This window comes from Nitrospirillum iridis (genome assembly GCF_014205765.1).
In the GTDB taxonomy this organism is placed as follows: domain Bacteria; phylum Pseudomonadota; class Alphaproteobacteria; order Azospirillales; family Azospirillaceae; genus Nitrospirillum; species Nitrospirillum iridis.
The window spans coordinates 85,804-102,876 of record NZ_JACIIZ010000017.1 but is presented as its reverse complement, the minus strand read 5'-3'; the positions used below and the strand labels follow the sequence as shown (position 1 = coordinate 102,876).

The 17,073-nt window shown below is 69.2% G+C and carries 14 protein-coding genes; 6 read left to right on the top strand and 8 right to left on the bottom strand.

The window, feature by feature from the left end; all coding sequences use genetic code 11:
• Window positions 1-8 precede the first annotated feature (8 nt).
• Complete coding sequence (locus FHS74_RS24930; RefSeq protein ID WP_184806842.1) at window positions 9-695, bottom strand: 3-oxoacid CoA-transferase subunit A; 687 nt, start codon at window positions 693-695, stop codon at window positions 9-11.
• A gap of 17 nt (window positions 696-712) precedes the next feature.
• Window positions 713-1,918, bottom strand: a complete 1,206-nt coding sequence (pcaF, locus tag FHS74_RS24925; RefSeq protein ID WP_184806841.1) for a 3-oxoadipyl-CoA thiolase — start codon at window positions 1,916-1,918, stop codon at window positions 713-715.
• A gap of 241 nt (window positions 1,919-2,159) precedes the next feature.
• Here pcaF and FHS74_RS24920 point away from each other — a divergent pair, with 241 nt between their 5' ends.
• Entirely contained in the window at window positions 2,160-2,927 is a 768-nt protein-coding gene (locus tag FHS74_RS24920) for an IclR family transcriptional regulator domain-containing protein (protein ID WP_246463352.1), read from the top strand.
• Between the two features lie 7 nt (window positions 2,928-2,934).
• Here FHS74_RS24920 and FHS74_RS24915 read toward each other — a convergent pair whose 3' ends face one another.
• Together FHS74_RS24915 and FHS74_RS24910 are read right to left on the bottom strand one after the other, a co-directional pair.
• The gene (locus FHS74_RS24915; RefSeq protein ID WP_184806839.1) at window positions 2,935-5,178 is read right to left on the bottom strand and encodes a helicase-related protein; all 2,244 of its coding nucleotides are present in this window, start codon (window positions 5,176-5,178) and stop codon (window positions 2,935-2,937) included.
• Window positions 5,179-5,278: 100 nt separating this feature from the next.
• Complete coding sequence (locus FHS74_RS24910) at window positions 5,279-6,046, bottom strand: transporter substrate-binding domain-containing protein (protein ID WP_184806837.1); 768 nt, start codon at window positions 6,044-6,046, stop codon at window positions 5,279-5,281.
• 280 nt (window positions 6,047-6,326) lie between these two features.
• On the opposite strand from FHS74_RS24910, the gene FHS74_RS31030 reads away from it, so the two are divergent.
• A complete protein-coding gene (locus FHS74_RS31030; RefSeq protein WP_281384695.1) occupies window positions 6,327-6,461 on the top strand; it encodes a hypothetical protein in 135 nt (44 codons plus the stop codon).
• Window positions 6,462-6,683: 222 nt separating this feature from the next.
• Here the strand turns inward: FHS74_RS31030 and FHS74_RS24905 are convergent, their stop codons facing one another.
• The 3 genes from FHS74_RS24905 to FHS74_RS24895 form a co-directional block, all read right to left on the bottom strand.
• Window positions 6,684-7,817, bottom strand: coding sequence for an efflux RND transporter periplasmic adaptor subunit (locus FHS74_RS24905; protein ID WP_184806835.1), 1,134 nt, complete (start codon window positions 7,815-7,817; stop codon window positions 6,684-6,686).
• 18 nt (window positions 7,818-7,835) lie between these two features.
• Window positions 7,836-11,051, bottom strand: a complete 3,216-nt coding sequence (locus FHS74_RS24900) for an efflux RND transporter permease subunit (RefSeq protein WP_184806833.1) — start codon at window positions 11,049-11,051, stop codon at window positions 7,836-7,838.
• A gap of 230 nt (window positions 11,052-11,281) precedes the next feature.
• Window positions 11,282-12,493 carry a glycosyltransferase 87 family protein gene (locus tag FHS74_RS24895; RefSeq protein ID WP_184806831.1) on the bottom strand — a complete coding sequence of 404 codons (1,212 nt, stop codon included), beginning with the start codon at window positions 12,491-12,493 and terminating at the stop codon, window positions 11,282-11,284.
• A gap of 259 nt (window positions 12,494-12,752) precedes the next feature.
• On the opposite strand from FHS74_RS24895, the gene cobU reads away from it, so the two are divergent.
• The 4 genes from cobU to bluB are packed head-to-tail and all read left to right on the top strand — an operon-like array spanning window position 12,753 to window position 16,077.
• Complete coding sequence (gene cobU / locus FHS74_RS24890; protein ID WP_184807013.1) at window positions 12,753-13,277, top strand: bifunctional adenosylcobinamide kinase/adenosylcobinamide-phosphate guanylyltransferase; 525 nt, start codon at window positions 12,753-12,755, stop codon at window positions 13,275-13,277.
• 39 nt (window positions 13,278-13,316) lie between these two features.
• Window positions 13,317-13,943: a cob(I)yrinic acid a,c-diamide adenosyltransferase gene (gene cobO / locus FHS74_RS24885; RefSeq protein WP_184806829.1), complete on the top strand. Its 627-nt coding sequence runs from the start codon at window positions 13,317-13,319 to the stop codon at window positions 13,941-13,943.
• Complete coding sequence (locus tag FHS74_RS24880) at window positions 13,943-15,430, top strand: cobyric acid synthase (RefSeq protein ID WP_184806827.1); 1,488 nt, start codon at window positions 13,943-13,945, stop codon at window positions 15,428-15,430. Before cobO ends, FHS74_RS24880 begins: the two co-directional genes overlap by 1 nt.
• Window positions 15,427-16,077: a 5,6-dimethylbenzimidazole synthase gene (gene bluB, locus FHS74_RS24875; RefSeq protein WP_184806825.1), complete on the top strand. Its 651-nt coding sequence runs from the start codon at window positions 15,427-15,429 to the stop codon at window positions 16,075-16,077. Before FHS74_RS24880 ends, bluB begins: the two co-directional genes overlap by 4 nt.
• A gap of 5 nt (window positions 16,078-16,082) precedes the next feature.
• Here the strand turns inward: bluB and cbiB are convergent, their stop codons facing one another.
• On the bottom strand, window positions 16,083-17,072 hold the full coding sequence (cbiB, locus tag FHS74_RS24870; protein ID WP_184806817.1) for an adenosylcobinamide-phosphate synthase CbiB: 990 nt from the start codon (window positions 17,070-17,072) through the stop codon (window positions 16,083-16,085).
• Between the last annotated feature and the right edge of the window lies 1 nt (window position 17,073).

Sequence of the window (17,073 nt, the reverse complement as noted above, 5' to 3'; positions counted from 1 at the left end):
CTCCTGGCTCAGGCGGCGGAACGGGCGGCGGGCTTGCCCACGGCCACCACGCGACTGACGAAAATGCCCGGCAGGGCGATGCTTTCCGGGTCCAAGGCGCCCAGTTCCACGACCTCCTCCACCTGCGCCACCGACACCTTGGCGGCGGACGCCATGATGGGGCCGAAGTTGCGGGCGGTCTTGCGGAAGACCATGTTGCCCCAGCGGTCGGCCAGGCGGCCCTTGATCAGGGCGACATCGGCATGGATGGGATATTCCAGGACATAGCCGCGCCCGTCGATCACCCGGCTCTCCTTGCCTTCCGCCAGCGGCGTGCCGTAGCCGGTCGGGGTGAAGAAGCCGCCGATGCCCGCACCGGCGGCGCGGATGCGCTCCACCAAATTGCCCTGGGGCACCAGTTCCAGTTCCACCTTGCCGGCGCGGTACAGCTCATCGAAGACGAAGCTGTCGGTCTGGCGGGGGAAGGAGCAGATGACCTTGCGTACCCGTCCCGCCGCCAACAGGGCCGCCAGGCCCGTGGTGCCGTTGCCGGCGTTGTTGCTGACGACGGTCAGGTCCCGGGCCCCCTGTTCGATCAGGGCGTCCACCAGTTCCATGGGCATGCCGGCATTGCCGAAGCCGCCCACCATGACGGTGGCGCCGTCCGTGACGTCGCTGAGGGCCTCCAGGGCCGAGGCTTTGATCTTGGAAAGCATGGTGTGAGGTCCCCTTATCAAACCCGTTCGATGACGCTGGCGATGCCCTGGCCCACGCCGATGCACATGGTGCACAGGGCGCGGCGGGCGTCCCCGGCCGCCAGTTCATGGGCGGCGGTGGCCACCAGGCGGGCGCCGGACATGCCCAGGGGATGGCCCAGCGCGATGGCGCCGCCGTTGGGGTTCACCCGCGCGTCGTCGTCGGCGATGCCCAACTGGCGCAGCACGGCCAGGCCCTGGCTGGCGAAGGCCTCGTTCAGTTCGATGACGTCCAGGTCGCCGACGGTCAGACCCAGGCGGGCCAGCAGCTTTTGCGTGGCCGGCGCCGGGCCGATGCCCATGACGCGCGGCGGCACGCCGGCGGTGGCGGCACCGACGAAGCGGGCCAGCGGCGTCAGCCCGTATTTGCGCACGCCCTCGGCCGATGCCAGCAGCAGGGCGGCGGCGCCATCGTTCACGCCGGACGCGTTGCCGGCGGTGACGGTGCCCTCCGGCTTCACCACGCCTTTCAGCTTGGCCAGCGCCTCCAGCGTCGTCTCGGGCCGGGGGTGTTCGTCGGCCGACACCACCTTGGGGTCACCCTTGCGCTGGGGGATGGTGACGGGGACGATCTCCCGCGCGAAGCGCCCCCGCGACTGGGCGGCGGCGGCCTTCCGCTGGCTGGCGATGGCGAAGGCGTCCTGGTCGGCGCGGGAGATGCCGAAATCCTCCGCCACGTTCTCCCCCGTCTCCGGCATGCTGTCGACGCCGTAGGCCGCCTTCATCGCCTTGTTGACGAAGCGCCAGCCGATGGTGGTGTCGAAAATCTCCGCCTTGCGGGAGAAGGCCTCCTCCGCCTTGCCCATGACGAAGGGGGCGCGGGACATGCTTTCGACGCCACCGGCGATCATCAGGTCCGCTTCGCCCAATGCCACCACGCGGGCGGCCATGGCCACCGCGTCCATGCCGGAGCCGCACAGGCGGTTGACGGTGGTGCCACCCAGGCCCACCGGCAGGCCGGCCAGCAGCAGCGCCATGCGGGCCACGTTGCGATTATCCTCACCCGCCTGGTTGGCGCAGCCGAAGACGACATCGCCCACCGCGTCCCAGTCCACGCCGGTATTGCGCGCCATCAGCGCCCTTAGCGGCACCGCGCCCAGGTCGTCGGCCCGCACCGGGGACAGACCGCCGCCGTAGCGTCCGATGGGTGTGCGGATGGCATCGCAAATGAAGACTTCAGTCATGGATACGCACTCCTTCGTCGTCACGAAGGAAGGGGGCCTCAAGGCGCGGGCGTACGGGCGTCTTCGGCGGTCCCCTCCCCGGGGAAATCGCGCGGCCGGCTATTTTTCCTCGGCCGCATCTTTTTTGTTCGTCTAGCGTACAAATGTCCGTATAATGAACATCACAATGACTCCGACCCCGCCGCCTGTCAACGGCGGCCGGGAGGAATGGGTATGCGGGATTGAGGGGAGTGACCGGGCGATGATGGCGGACATGGAGGGCGAGGGCGGGGAAGACAGCGGTGAGTTCGTGCGCGCGCTGGCCCGCGGCCTGTCGGTGATCGAGGCTTTCGGGGCCACCCACACGCCCATGACCCTGTCCCAGGTCGCCAAGCGCGCCGAGGTGACGCGGGCCACCGCCCGCCGCTTGCTGCACACCCTGTGCGCGCTGGGCTACGTCGCCTTCGATGGCAAGCTGTTCAGCCTCCGGCCCAAGGTGCTGAACCTGGGCCTGGCCTACCTGTCGTCCCTCACGCTGACGGGCGTGGCTCAGCCCTTCATGCAGGAACTGGTGGGACGGGTGCAGGAATCCTGCTCCATCTCCGTCCTGGATGGAACGGACATCGTCTATGTCGTGCGCGTGCCAATGAAGCGCATCATGTCCATCGAGATCAGTGTCGGCACGCGCTTGCCGGCGGCCCGCACGTCCATGGGCCGGGTGCTGCTCTCGGCCCTGGCCGATGCGGAGCTGGACGCCGTGTTGGCCGCCACGCCCGACGTCAAGGCCGATTCCGTCAAGGCGGCCGTGCGCCAGGCGGGCCAGCAGGGTTGGGCCGTGGTGAACCAGGAACTGGAGGAGGGCTTGCGCTCCATCGCCGTGCCCATCCGCGGCCGGGGCGGCGCCGTGATCGCCGCCATGAACCTCAGCACCCACGCTTCCCGGGTGAGCGAGGCGCAGTTGCGGGACGAATTCCTGCCGGCGCTGCAAAGCACCGCCAGCCAGATTTCGCACGCGCTAAGCTTCGCGTGAGCGGCGTTTACTTCCGCTTGGGCCCATAGCGCTTGCGCGCCGCCCCTCTGAAGCCGGGCTTGGGCTTGTTGGGGTTCTCGCCGGCGGCCCGCGCCCGGCTGCGCAGGGCCAGCACCTGGGCCAGGCGCTCGGCCACGGCGGCGCGGCGCTCGGTGACGGCCTCGCGGTCGGGGAACATGGCGGAGAACTTGCGGGTCGCCCAGTAATACAGGTCGCAGATGCGCGACTGCGCCTCCAGCCCCAGATCGTCCAGGCTATCGATGCGCTTGCCCGCCACATTGTCCAGCAGCAGGGGCTGGTCCCGTTCCAGGGCGCGGCAGATGCCATAGACCAGGTCGGCATCGGTCTCACGGTCCAGGTCGGCCGGCATGAACAGCAGGGTCAGGCGGCGCGCGAAATCCAGGCGGCGGGCGTCCAGCGCCACCGCCATCTTGCGCACCGGCGTCAGGTTCGCCAGCGCGTAGGGGGAGCCCCGGGTGTCGGCGGCGGCGAAGCAGTCAACCAGGGGTACCAGGCGGTCAGTGTCAATATAGGTCGCCAGCCGCTCCAGCATCGTGCGGGTGGGGCGCAGGGTCAGGGCCATGCCGGCGTGCACCGCCTCGTCCGCGGCCTTGTACATATGGCGCAGGGCGTTGGGGCTGCCGCGCCCGACCACGCCGTACTCCCCCACCTCGAATTTGCCGTAGCGACCGGCGCGGCCGGCGATCTGCCGCACTTCGGACCCCTTCAGGGGGCGCACCTCGTGTCCGTCGAACTTCTCCAGGTTGGTGAACAGCACGCGGCGCACCGGCAGGTTCAGGCCCATGCCGATAGCGTCCGTCGCCACCACCACGTCGGCCTCGCCGGTGGTGAAGCGCTCCGCCTCCCGCCGGCGCACTTCGGGCGCCAGGGCGCCATAGATGACGGCCGCGCTCAGGCCCTTGGCGCGGATCGTTTCGCGGACGGAATGAACTTCGCGCCGGGAAAAGGCGATCAGGGCGTCGCCCGCCTGCACGTCGCTCCACTCCAGCCGGCGGTCGATCAGCTTCAGCGGCGTCTTGCGTTCCAGCTCCACCACCTCCAGCGGCTCGCCCAAATACTCCGCCATGCGCTCGATGACGGGCCGGATGTCGGGGGACCCCAGCAGGTACACGGTCTCGGCCGGCACCCCGACCAGGGCGGCGGACCAGGCCCAGCCGCGCTCCGGATCGGCCAGCATCTGGACCTCGTCGATGACGGCGACCTCCAAGCGGTTTTCCGGGTCCAGCATCTCCACGGTCGACGCGGTGATGCGGGCGCCGGGCACGCGGATCTCCTCTTCGCCCGTCACCAGGCTGGCGGCCACGCCCTCCTTGTTCAGGCGGTCCATGATCTCCAGCGCCAGCAGGCGCAGGGGGGCGAGATAGGCGCCGGAGCGCGCGTCCTTCAGCGCCTGCATGGCGCGATGGGTCTTGCCCGAATTGGTCGGCCCCACCACCAGCACCAGGCGGCGCGGCATGCTGCGCGCCTGGGGGAACAGATCCTCATACCGCTTCAGGTCGAAATGGCTGTCGACGAAGCTACGGCCGCGGGCGTGGATGCGGTCCTGCGCCCAGGCCGCCACCTCCCGTTCCCAGCGCCGCAGGACGGAAGGGGCGTCGGTCAGATGATGGGTCCCGCGCCACAGCCGGTCACGGATTTCGGCCTGGGCTTCCGCATCGCTGGCCACCTCCGCCTCGATCTCGGCCAGGCGTCGCGCCAGGCTGCTTTCCGCGTCGCGCCGCCGCCCCTGCAGTTTGCCGTCGGTGCCGACCAGGTTCACCAGGGCGTCGCCGTCCAGTCCCGACAGCTCCCCGACTGAGAAGGTGCGGTCGACATTCAGGCGGTAGGGGTGGGGGAAACTGGGCAGCCGCACCTCCAGCCGCTGGCTGACGCGCACGCGGTCCGGCACCACGGCGGGGGTGATCTCATATCCGCCTTCGCGCAGAAGCGGGCGGGCGGACGTCAACAGCGCGGGGCGCGCCACCGCTTCCGCCGCGCGGCGTTGGACGATGGCCAGCAATTCCTCTTGCCGCGCCGCCTCCACCCAAACTTGTTCCTTGTCGGGAAGGACCAGGGGAAGGGGCACCAGGCCCATGGCCGCGGCTTGCCGGGGGCGCACCAGGCCCAACTGGGCCAGCGTGGCGCAGCCCTCCTCCGTCGTGGCGACAGCCAGCAGCAGGTCGGGGTCCCAGCCGTGGGTCCCGGTATCGGAAGCGGGCGTGTCAGAAACGGGGGGGGTATCGGGCGTCATGGCGCAGGAAAGACCGGAAACAGCAGGAGATGCGGTCCTTTATGGGCCGCCCGGCCGCCCGCGTCCACCCTCCCGGCGGGGCAGGGCGTGCGGCGGGGCGCTACTTCCCGTCGGCGAGCGCGCGGTCGAAGGCCGCGATCAGGTCGTCGCTCACCGTGCGGGCGCACATGATGTGCCCGGCGCCCACGGCGGTCAGTTCAGGAAAATGGACGGCGGTGATGTCCTGCGGGTCGATACCGGCCGAAATCGCCGCCGCCTTGGCATCCTCCGATCCGGAGACGATGGTGTAATCCACGTGCCCGGCGGTGATCATCTTCACCAGGTCCGACGGTGTGCCGCGAATTGGGCGCACATGGCTCGATTCCTCGGCCGCCAGGGCGTCAATCACCGGCCCCTTGGAGGCGCCCAGCATGCTCCCGTAAACGCGGGTTTTGTCCCGCAGAAGCGCCTCGACGGAGGAATAGGCGTTGATCCAGTCCGCCCCGCGCCGGGTCAGCACCACCCAGTCGATGCGCGGGAAGATGGGGGCCGTGAACTTGAAGCGCGCCTCACGATCGGGCGTCTTGATGACATTGGGGGTACAGGCCACCCGGCCGTCCTGCAGGTCGGCCAGGATGCGGTTGCGGGGAATGGGCCCCAACCAGCTGATCTCATACCCCGCCTTGGCGGCCAGCGCCTCCACCCGGGTGGCGATGGGCCCCCGGACGGCCTCCCCATCCGCGACGCCCTGCAGGAAAGGGCCGACATCGGGATACAGAAATTGAATGACTGGTCTACCGCTAGGCGCATCGGTTGCGCTGGACAGTCCGGTGCCGGTCGCTATAACGCTAAGGAGCAAACTGGCAATGAAACCGGTGGTGGCACCCACGGGTCAGGCCCCCAAATAACGGAAATCAGCGATAGGATGGGTCATTTCTGCCTACCCGCCAAGAGACGTTATTGCCTATGGGCAATAATATTATTACCGGCGACCGCCGCGCCACTTTCCTAATAGCTTAAATCTTAATGAATTAACAATGGCTTGCCATTCCAGGACCTGAAAACTGTCCTGATGGGGGATGCCGTAAAAATTGGCCCGCTCTTTGCTTTCATCCCGTTCCGCATGCCGACGGGGTTGGCCCGATCGGCGCTGGATGGGGGAAAAACACATGTCTTTCAAGAAGATCGCTATGGCTTGCCTGGTTCTCGCCGGTGTTGGCGTCTATGCCAGCGGCCACTTCACCGCCGAACGCAAGGTGGCCATGGCTAGCCCGATCGAGTGCCAGGGTTGCGAGCCCTGGTAAGCATGGACCATCGATCCACCCGTGGCTTTGGTCTTGGGGACGGCCATGGGTGGACCGATGCCGGGGGCGGTTCGCCCCCGCGGGGCAAAAGGCCCCATGCCCGAAGGCCCGGCTCCGCCGGCCTAGAGGAAAACGGCCGCCCCCAGGCGGCCGTTTCTATTTGGGGCGGAACCAAACGCCGCCCTTATATCAGCGGCACGAGTCAAAACCTCAGCCGCTGTATTACTCCGCCACCGTCACGGCATCGCCATCGTTCAGCATGGTGTTGGGGTTCAGCACCACGCGGTCCTTGTCGCTGACACCGGCCACCACCTCGATGGTGGTGTTGAATTCCCGGCCCAGGGTGACGGGATGGAAGCGGATTTTGCCCTCGCCATCGATGACGGCGACGCGCTTGCCCTCCGGCCGGGTGACGATGGTGTTGACCGGCAAGGACAGCACCTGGGCGCCCGCCTCGGGGAAGTGGGCGTTGCCCCTCATGCCGGCCGGCAGCGTCAGGTCGGGATTGGGCAGGTCGGCTTCCACCCGCATGGTGCCGCTGGTGCTGTCCACCGCGTGGGAGATGCGGACCACCTTGGCCGGGAAGCTGCGTCCCGGGTATTCCACGAAGGTCGCGTCCACCGGGGTACCCACGGCCACCGCCGGCACCTGGCCCTGCGGCACGTCGATGACCAGGCGCAGATGGTCCTGGCGCGACACTTGGTACAGGGCCTTGCCGCTGGAGGCGTCGGCGACCACCAGGTCGCCGCGTTCCACCAGGCGCTGGGTGATGATGCCGTCGATGGCCGTCGTCACCGTCTTGTAGGCGGTCAGCTGCTCCAGCCGCTTCACGTTGGCGACGGCGGATTCCAGGTCGGCCTTCGCGGCGTTCAGCGTGGATTCCCGCGTGTCGTAGGTTTCGCGCGTCACCCAGCCGTCACCCAGCAGGGCCTTGGACCGGCCGTAGTTGGACTTGGCCAGGGCCAGGTTGGCCTCCGCCTGGTGCTGCGAGGCGCGGGCCTGCATCAGCTGCTGGTCCTGGTCGGGCGCCTCGATGACGGCCAGGGTCTGGCCCGCCTTCACCACGTCGCCGATGTCGACCAGGCGCTGGCCGATGTAGCCGGAGACGCGGGCGTAGACGGTATATTCGGTCAACGCCTGGGTCTGTGCCGGCAGCAGCAGGCCATCGGACGATTTCACCGGCTTGGGATTGGTGGTCTTGACCTGCAGCGGGGCCTGCGGCCGCGTTTCCGGCGGGGCCTTGGTGCCGCTGGCCAGGTGGGGGGCCGACACCAGGCCGATGCCGGCCAGGGCCGCGACGGCGGTGCCCAGCATCCAGGACCGGCGGCGGTGGGTGGTCTTAGGGGCGGCGCTCATATCATCAGACTCCTAAAATCACTCGGCGGCCGAGCCGGCGGGAACGGTGGTGGCGGCGACCACGGCGTGGCGCCGGCGATGGATCAGGACATAGAGGGCGGGGACCGCCAGCAGGGTCATGGGCGTGGAGAACAGCAGGCCACCCATCACGGCGCGGGCCAGGGGGGCGTTCTGTTCGCCACCCTCGCTCAGCGCGAGGGCCATCGGGATCATGCCCAGCACCATGGCCAGCGCCGTCATCATGACCGGGCGCAGGCGGGCGCCGCCGGCTTCCGCCATGGCGTCCAGCGGCGTCAGGCCCTGCTCGCGCCGCTGGTTGGCGAAGGACACCATCAGCACGCTGTTGGCCGTGGCCACGCCGATCACCATGATCATGCCCATCAAGGCGGGTTCGCTGAAGGTGGTGCCGGTCAGCAGCAGCATGACGGCGCCCCCCAGGATGGCGGCGGGCGTGGCGCCCAGCACGATCAGTGGATCCAGCCACGACTGGAAGTTCACCACCATCAGCATGTAGACGAAGACCACGGCCAGGGCCATCCCGGCGGCGATGTCGCCGTAGGCCTGGGTCATGGTCTTGATCTGGCCGCCGACCTCGATGCGGTTGCCGGGCTTCAACTGCGGCCGCACCTCGGCCACGGCCGCGTTGATGTCGCGGGCGACCGAGCCCAGGTCGCGGCCCGAGACGTTGGCGATGACGTCGTAGCGGGGGGAGAAGGAGGTGCGGCTGATGTCCGCCGCCACCTTGGTCGGCACCAGCTTGGCCACGTTGCGCAGCAGCACCGGCGTCGTCACCCGGGTGGAATGGATGGGCGTGTTCAGCAGCTCCTCGGGCGAGGAGATCAGCCGCTGCGGCGACTGCACCACCACCGGGTAGATGACCAGCGAGTTGGTGTCCATCCAGTAGCTGGGGTTTACCACGCCGCTGGACGCCAGCGACACCAGCACCTCCTGCGCCACGTCGTTCTGGGTCAGGCCCAGTTCGGCGGCCCGCGCCCGGTCGACCTCGATGCGATAGCCGGGCGTGGAGGTGACCTGGCGCAGCGTCACGTCCACCAGGCCGGGGATGTTCTTGAAGCGCTGCCGCAGATCGTCGGCGATGATGGCGTTGGGCCCGCGGGCCGTGCCGATGATGCGGACGTCGATGGGCGTGGGGACGGCGCCGTTCAGGATCTGGCTGGTGATATCGCCGGGCTTCTGGAAGATCTCCACCCCGGGATAGTCCTTGGCCACCATCTCACGGATGGCGTTGACATACTCCTGGGTGGGCCGCGACCGCTTCTCCGTCAGGGCGCCCAGGATCTCACCGTCGGCGGAACTGACGGTGACGCTGTCGGTCAGGCCCAGGTTCACCGGGTCGGGCAGGCCGATATTGTCGATGATCAGGCCCAGTTCCTCCGCCGGGATGATCTTGCGGATGGACCGCTCGATGGCGCCGAACTGCCGTGACGCCTCCTCCAGCCGGGTGCCGGCGGGGGTGCGGACGTGCAGGCGGAACTGGCCGGCGTCCACTTCGGGGAAGAAGTTCATGCCGACGAAGGGGATGGTCAGGCCGGCGGCGACCAACAGCATCAGGGCGACACCGGTTACCCGCCACGGCCGGGACAGGCCGCCGCCCAGGACGCGCAGATAACGCTGGCGCAATCCCTCGAAGCCGCGCTCGAACCCGCCGTGGAAGCGGGACCAGGCGCCGGCGAGGCCGGTTTGGGGGACGGGGTGGCCGTGGCCGCCGTCCTCGTCATGGCCGTGGCCCTTGAGTTCGGCCGGCAGCATCCAGGCGGCCATGGCCGGGACCAGGGTCCGCGACAGCACGTAGCTCATCAGCATGGAGGAGATGACGGCCAGCGCCAGGGGCGAGAACAGGTACTTGGCGATGCCGTGGAGGAAGAAGATGGGCACGAACACGATGCAGATGCACAGCGTGGAGACCAGGGCCGGGAAGGCGACCTCGTCGGAACCTTCCAGGATGGCCTGGCGCAGCGGCTTGCCCATGCCGATGTGGCGATGGATGTTCTCGATGGCCACGGTGCCGTCGTCCACCAGGATGCCGATGGCCAGCGCCAGGCCGCCCAGGGTCATCACGTTCAGCGTGTGCCCGGCTGAGGACAGCACGGTGACGGCGGTCAGGATGGAGAGCGGGATGGAGGTCAGCACGATGGCCGTGCTGCGCCAGCCGCCCAGGAACAGCAGGATGAGGATGGCGACCAGGGCGCCGACGATCAGGCCCTCATGCTGGATGCCTTCCATGGCGTGCTTGATGAAGGTGGTCTGGTCGAACAATGGCTCGATGCGCATGCCGGCCGGGGCCGCCTTGCGGATGTCCGGCAGGCGGCGCATGACCTCGTCCACCACCGCCAGGGTGGAGGCGCCCCCCAGCTTCATGATGGTCAGCAGCACGGCCGGCTGGCCGTCGGCGTGCACCACGTTGGTCTGCACGGCGGCACCGTCGCGGACATGGGCGACGTCGCGCATGAAGATGGTGCGGCCGTTGACGTCGCGCAGGGGAATGTCGTTGAAGGTGTCGACGGCGATGGGGGAGCTGTTCAGGCCCACCTGATATTCCGTGTCGCCGATCTTGGCCGTGCCCGAGGGCAGGTTCAGGTTCTGCGCCGACAGGGCCTTGTTCACGTCATTGGGGGTCAGGCCATAGCTGCGCAGCTTGTCCGGGTCGATGTCGACCATGATCTGGCGGGCGTTGCCGCCATAGGGCAGGGGCAGGCGCATGCCCGGGATGTCGCTGATCTGCGAGCGGATGGTGATGCGGCCGTAATCGTACAGCTGCGCCTCGCTCATCGTGTCCGACGACAGCGCCAGCTGCAGGATGGGCACGCTGGACCGGCTGTATTGCACGATCAGCGGCGGCTGCGTGCCGGTGGGCATGCGCTTCAGGATGGTCTGGCTGATGGCGGAAATCTGCGAGATGGCCAGGTCGATGTTCACGCCCGGCTGGAACGTGGTGCGGATGATGCCCACGCCGTTGGACGTCTCCGACTCCACTTCCGCCACGTTGTCGGCGGTGTTGATGATGGCCAGCTCACCGAAGGCGGTGATCTTGCCCGTCATCTCCTGGGCATCCAGGCCGGAATAGCTCCACACCACGGTGACCGTGGGGATCTCCACCTCGGGGAAGATGTCGGTGGGCATCCTGAACAGGCTGAGCACGCCCAGCAGGGTGATCAGGCCCGCCAGCACGGCGAAACTATAGGGGCGCCTCAGGGCGTAGGCGACAATCCACATGGGGGCGGGGCTCCGGCAATGCGATGCGCGACAGTGCAACGCTACGCCCATGGACCGGGGTCGCCCCCCGCCCGGCACAGCACCGAATAATTAACGCGCTTACGGATGCAGGGGAACCTACTTCGATACGCAGCGGTTCGAATTTAGGCATGCCGCGACCAATCGCCACCATGTTGCCCATCAGTGGCGGGCGTCACTGCATCCGATGATGGAGGGAGGAAGTACGGTCGTCAGCCCTGGATTGCCAAGCTCTCCTCAGGCGTGTCCATCAGGCGGTTGCGCACGTCGGGCGTCCGGTTGGCCCGCAGCGACGGGACCCAGCGGAGCACCACGTACAGGCCGAACGCGCAGGCCAGCAGCGGTTTGAACCAGGTGGCGGTGGCCTGGTGCAGGGCGCGCGTCCACACGTGGGTGGTCAACGCGAAACACAGCAGCACCAGCACCCAGCCCAGCACGCGGTTGCGCCGGACATGGAATTCCCAGCCCGCCAACGCACCGGCCACCAGCGCCATGTCACCGAAATGGCCCAGGACGGTGCGTGGGTTGAACAGCAGCAGATAGGTCACCATCAGGGCTGCCACGGTGGCCGCGGCCTTGGCCGTCGGCAATTGGCTGACCGTCCCCCGGGCCAGGATCAGCACGCACACGCCGGCCAACGCCCGGATGAGGGTCTGCACCGCCAGGTCCAGCGGCAGGCCCAAGGTGGCCAAGCCATTGGCGAAATCGTGCCAGACACCGCCGCCGGGGTTGGCGCTGCTCATGGTCTTGCGGACCAGCGCGCCATATTCCCCCAGGGCGTACGCGGGATCGCCGTGCAGCAGGGGCAGGGCCAGCGCCGCCGCCAGCCACACCGCCAGATGGAGGCGCAGCCGGGGCCACAGGGCGAAGGCCAGCAGCACCAGCGCCAGGGCCTGGGGCTTGAAGGCGCCGGCCAGGACCAGCAGGAAGGCGGCGCGGCGGAAGCGGCCTTCCGCCACATCCGCCAGGCCCGCCAGCATCAGGCCCAGCATCAGGAATTCCGTCTGGGCGCCGCGCAGATCCACCACGCCGATGGGCAGGGCCGCCAGCAGGGCGACGCCGAACAGGCGCTGCCAGTCCTTGGGCGCCAGCATGCGGCAGAGCCGGGCCACGCCCCACCAGCTCACCGCCAGCACGCTCAGGCGCCACAGCGCGTCGCCCATCAGGGGCGGCAGATAGGCCCAGGGGGTGAAAAGCACGGCGCTGGACGGCAGGTAGAGGAAGCCGTTGATCCCGTCCTCGTAAATCTCCGCACCCTGCCACCAGGCCCAGGTGGCCTCGGCATAGATGTGGAATTCCGAAACGAACCGTCCACTAATAACCTGGGCTTCGATCGCCACCAGAGCGAATGCCCAAAGGGCCACGCCAACCACCAGGGGGCGGGCGAGCGATCGGTCGGGCGGCGGAAGGGGCAGGCGCACCATGTCTCGGGCAGACCTATCTCATAGGTAATAGGCTATGCGGCCTATTCCTACCATCGGTGCGCCAACTTTCAAGCCGAAAGAACTGTCTGCGTCCAATGGGCGCGCGCTACCCCGTGCCCCACTCTCTCCTGTCGCCTTTGACCTTTCTTCGATGGCACACAGGAAATGAGGCTGTAAGCGTCTGATGATGGCGCTATGACCGCCCTGGCACCGCCCTGGTGGTGGGTTTGCGCGAGTCCAAGGGGGATGGGGGTGGATGATGACAGGTGACCACGTGGCCGTGCCGGGGGTGACCCTGGTCCTGGGCGGCGCCCGGTCCGGCAAGAGCCGGTTCGCCGAGGGGCTGGTGACGGCCCTGCCGGGCCCCTGGACCTATATCGCCACCGCCCAGGCCTGGGATGATGAGATGCGCGATCGCATCCGCCAGCACCAGGCGGACCGCGTGCCCGGCTGGTCGACCGTGGAGGCGCCGCTTGATCTGGCCGCCGCGCTGGTCCGCCACGGCCAGGGCCCGGTGCTGGTCGACTGCCTGACCCTATGGCTGACCAACATCATGCTGGCCGACCAGGATGTGCCGACGGCGCTGGCGGGGCTGGAGGCGGCATTGGCGGCCCGCGCCGGCCCCATCGTGCTGGTGGGCAATGAGGTGGGCATGGGCATCGTGCCGGAGAACGCGCTGGCCCGGCGCTTCCGTGACCATGCCGGCCGCCTGCACCAGCGGCTGGCGGTCCTGGCGGCCCAGGTGTTCCTGACGGTGGCGGGTCTGCCGTTGAAAGTGAAATAGGCCGCCAAAAGTGAAATAAGAAGGGCGAGGAGGATCCCCATGACCGACACTGACAGCCCGCCACCGGATGACGAGGCCGCCCGCCACCGCGAGAAGATGCGGAAGCGCAAGGCGGTGCAGGATGCCCGCGTGGCCCAGGCGACACAGGAAAAGGGCCTGCTGATGGTCCATACCGGTCCTGGCAAGGGCAAGACCACGGCGGCCCTGGGCGTGATGCTGCGCACCGCGGGCTACGGCCTGCGGGTCGGCTTTGTCCAGTTCGTGAAGGGCAACTGGGCGACGGGGGAGCAGGAGGCGCTGAAGCGCTTCGCCGACCTGATCGACCACCGGGTGATGGGTGAAGGCTTCACCTGGGACACCCAGGACCGCGACCGCGACGTGGCGGCGGCCACCCGCGCCTGGATCGTGGCGCAAGAAATGATGGCCGACCCCCGCTATCACCTCGTGGTGCTGGATGAGATCAACATCGTGCTGCGCTATGGCTATCTGGATGTCGCGGACGTGCTGGCGGGCCTGGACGCCCGGCGGCCCAACCTGCACGTGCTGGTCACCGGCCGCAACGCCAAGGCGGAAATCATCGAGGCCGCCGACCTGGTGACGGAGTTCCAGGCGGTGAAGCACCCCTTCCAGGCCGGCATCAAGGCGCAGCGCGGGATCGATTTCTGATGGCGGACAAGACGGGCGCCCGCGCCCTGATGATACAAGGCACGGGCTCGGACGTGGGCAAGTCGCTGATCGTGGCGGCGCTGGCCCGGGCCTATACCCGCCGGGGCCTGCGCGTCCGGCCGTTCAAGCCGCAGAACATGTCCAATAACGCCGCCGTGACGCCCGATGGGGGGGAGATCGGGCGGGCCCAGGCGCTGCAGGCCCGCGCCTGCGGCGTGGCGCCGTCGGTGGACATGAACCCCGTGCTGCTGAAGCCGCAGACCGACATCGGCGCCCAACTGGTGCTGCGCGGCCGGGTGGTTGGCACCGCGGAGGCCGCCGGCTATCAGCGCCGCAAGGGGGAGCTGCTGCCGGCCGTGCTGGAAAGCTTCCACCGTCTGCGGGCGGCGTGCGACCTGGTGGTGGTGGAGGGGGCGGGCAGCCCGGCGGAGACCAATCTGAGGGCAGGTGACATCGCCAACATGGGCTTCGCCCGGGCCGCCGGCGTGCCGGTGGTGCTGGCCGGCGACATCGACCGGGGGGGGGTCATCGCCAGCCTGGTGGGCACCCACCGTGTGCTGGATGCCGAAGACCGCGCCCAGATCCGGGGCTTCCTCATCAACAAGTTCCGGGGCGACCTCCGCCTGTTCGACCGGGGCGTGACGGAGATCGAGGCCCGCACCCGCTGGCCCTGCTTCGGCGTGCTGCCGTACCAGAAGGCGGCGGCCCGCCTGCCGGCGGAGGACGGCATGGATTTGGCGCACTGGGCGCGCCGCATGCAAGGCGGCGCCGTGCGCATCGCCGTGCCCATGCTGTCGCGCATCGCCAATTTCGATGACCTCGACCCGCTGCGGCTGGAGCCGGGCGTGACGGTGGAGATGGTGCCCCCTGGCCGTCCCCTGCCGGGTGACGCCCAGGGCGTCATCCTGCCTGGATCCAAGGCCACCCTGGCCGACCTGGCGTTCTTTCGCGCCCAGGGCTGGGATATCGATCTGGCAGGCCATGTCCGCCGGGGGGGCTGGGTCCTGGGTCTGTGCGGCGGTTATCAGATGCTGGGCCGCGCCGTCGCCGACCCCGATGGCATCGAGGGGCCGCCCGGCACCGCCCCCGGCCTGGACTATCTGGACGTGGAGACGGTGCTGGCCCCGGCCAAGACCCTGCGGGCGGTGACGGGCCGGGACGTGGCCACAGGTGCCGCGCTCACCGGCTATGAGATGCATCTGGGTGTTACGCACGGCGCCGACCGCGCCCGGCCGCTGTTGCACCTCGACGACGGCGCCGGTGGCCAGGTGCCCGAAGGCGCGGTCAGCCTGGACGGGCGCATCGCCGGCACCTACGTCCACGGCCTGTTCGGCTATGACGCCCAGCGGGCGGCCTGGCTGGCGCGCTGGAACGTCGCGCCGGGGCTGGCCAGTTACGATGGCACGGTGGAGGCGGCGTTGGACGAATTGGCCGAGGCCGCCGAACGCCACCTGGACCTGGACGCGCTATGGGCCATCAGCCGATGAACCGTTTGGAGTCCGGCCCCGACTTCGATGCCGACTTCCGGGCTCATTTCCGCGACCTGCTGGCGTGGCGGCGCGACGTGCGGCGCTTCCGCACCGATCCCCTGCCGCACGGCTTGCTGGAACGCCTGCTGGATTTGGCCTGCCTGGCGCCGTCCGTGGGCCTCAGCCAGCCCTGGCGCTTCGTCCGAGTGGACGACCCGCACCGGCGTGAGGCCGTGCGGGTGGAGTTCGAGCGCTGCAACGCCGAGGCGCTGGCGGCGCAAGCGGCTGACCGTGCCGGCCTCTACGCCAGCCTGAAACTGGCGGGCCTGCGGGAGGCACCCTGCCACCTGGCAGTGTTTGTCGATCCCGACCCGGCCCAGGGCGCGGGCCTGGGCCGCCGCACCATGCCGGAGACCCTGGCCTATTCCGCCGTGGCCGCCATCCAGACCCTGTGGCTGGCCGCGCGGACGGAGGGTGTCGGCCTGGGCTGGGTCTCCATCCTGCGGCCCGAAATGCTGAACGGCCTGCTGGACATCCCTGCCCACTGGCGGCTGGTGGGTTACCTCTGCATCGGCTATCCCGCCGAGATGGACGACGTGCCGGAACTGGAACGCGCCCACTGGGAACACCGCCGCCCCTTGTCGGACGTGCTGTTTGAGAGATGACGGGCTTAAATCGTCCACGCCAGGATCAGCGCCAGGCCCCACAGCAGGGCCAGGCTGCGGCGGTAAAGGCTGAGGCCGGCCTCGATGTCGGCGGCGGTGGCCTCGGCCCGGCCGTCGCCCATCCAGTGATCCTCCACCCGCGTCTCGCCATAGGTGCGGGGGCCCGCCAGACGCAGGCCCAGGGCGCCCGCCATCGCGGCCTCCGGCCAGCCGGCGTTGGGGCTGCGGTGGCGGCCCGCGTCGCGGCGCACGGCGGCCAGTGCCGCCTTGGCCTGACGGCCGTCGCGCGTCCAGGCCGCCAGGACCAGCAGCCCGGCTGTGAGGCGGGAGGCCGGCAGGTTCACCACGTCGTCCAGCCGCGCCGCCGCCCAGCCATAGGCCTCATGCCGGGGCGTGCGATGGCCCACCATGCTGTCGGCGGTGTTGATGGCCTTGTAGGCCAACAGGCCGGGCAATCCCCCCACCGCCAGCCAGAAGGCCGGCGCCACGATCCCGTCGGAGAAGTTCTCCGCCAGGCTTTCCAGGGCGGCGCGGGCCACGCCGGCCTCATCCAGGCTGGCGGGGTTGCGGCCGACGATGTGGGATACCGCCTCCCGCCCACCTTCCAGCCCACGCTGGCGCAGGCCCCGGGGCACGGCGCTGACGAAGCGGTGCAGGCTACGCTGCGCCAGCAGGCTGCTGGCCAACAGGCCGGTGGCCAGCGTTCCCCAGAAGCCGCCCAGCCGGGCCAGCAGGTCCTGGATAAGGATGCCGGCGGCCAGCGCCGCGACCACCAGCACGCATTCCGCCGCCACGCCGGCGGCCTTGCGCGCCGCCGCCGGCCGTTCCGCCCGGTTCCAGGCGCGGTCCAGCCGGCCGATCAGGGCGCCGATCCACACCACCGGATGGCGGATGCGGGCATACACGGCGTCGGGGTAGCCCAGCAGGGCCTCCAGCGCCAGGGCCACCAGGGCCAGCCAGGGCAATGCGGGATAAAGAGCGGGAAAGAGCGTCATG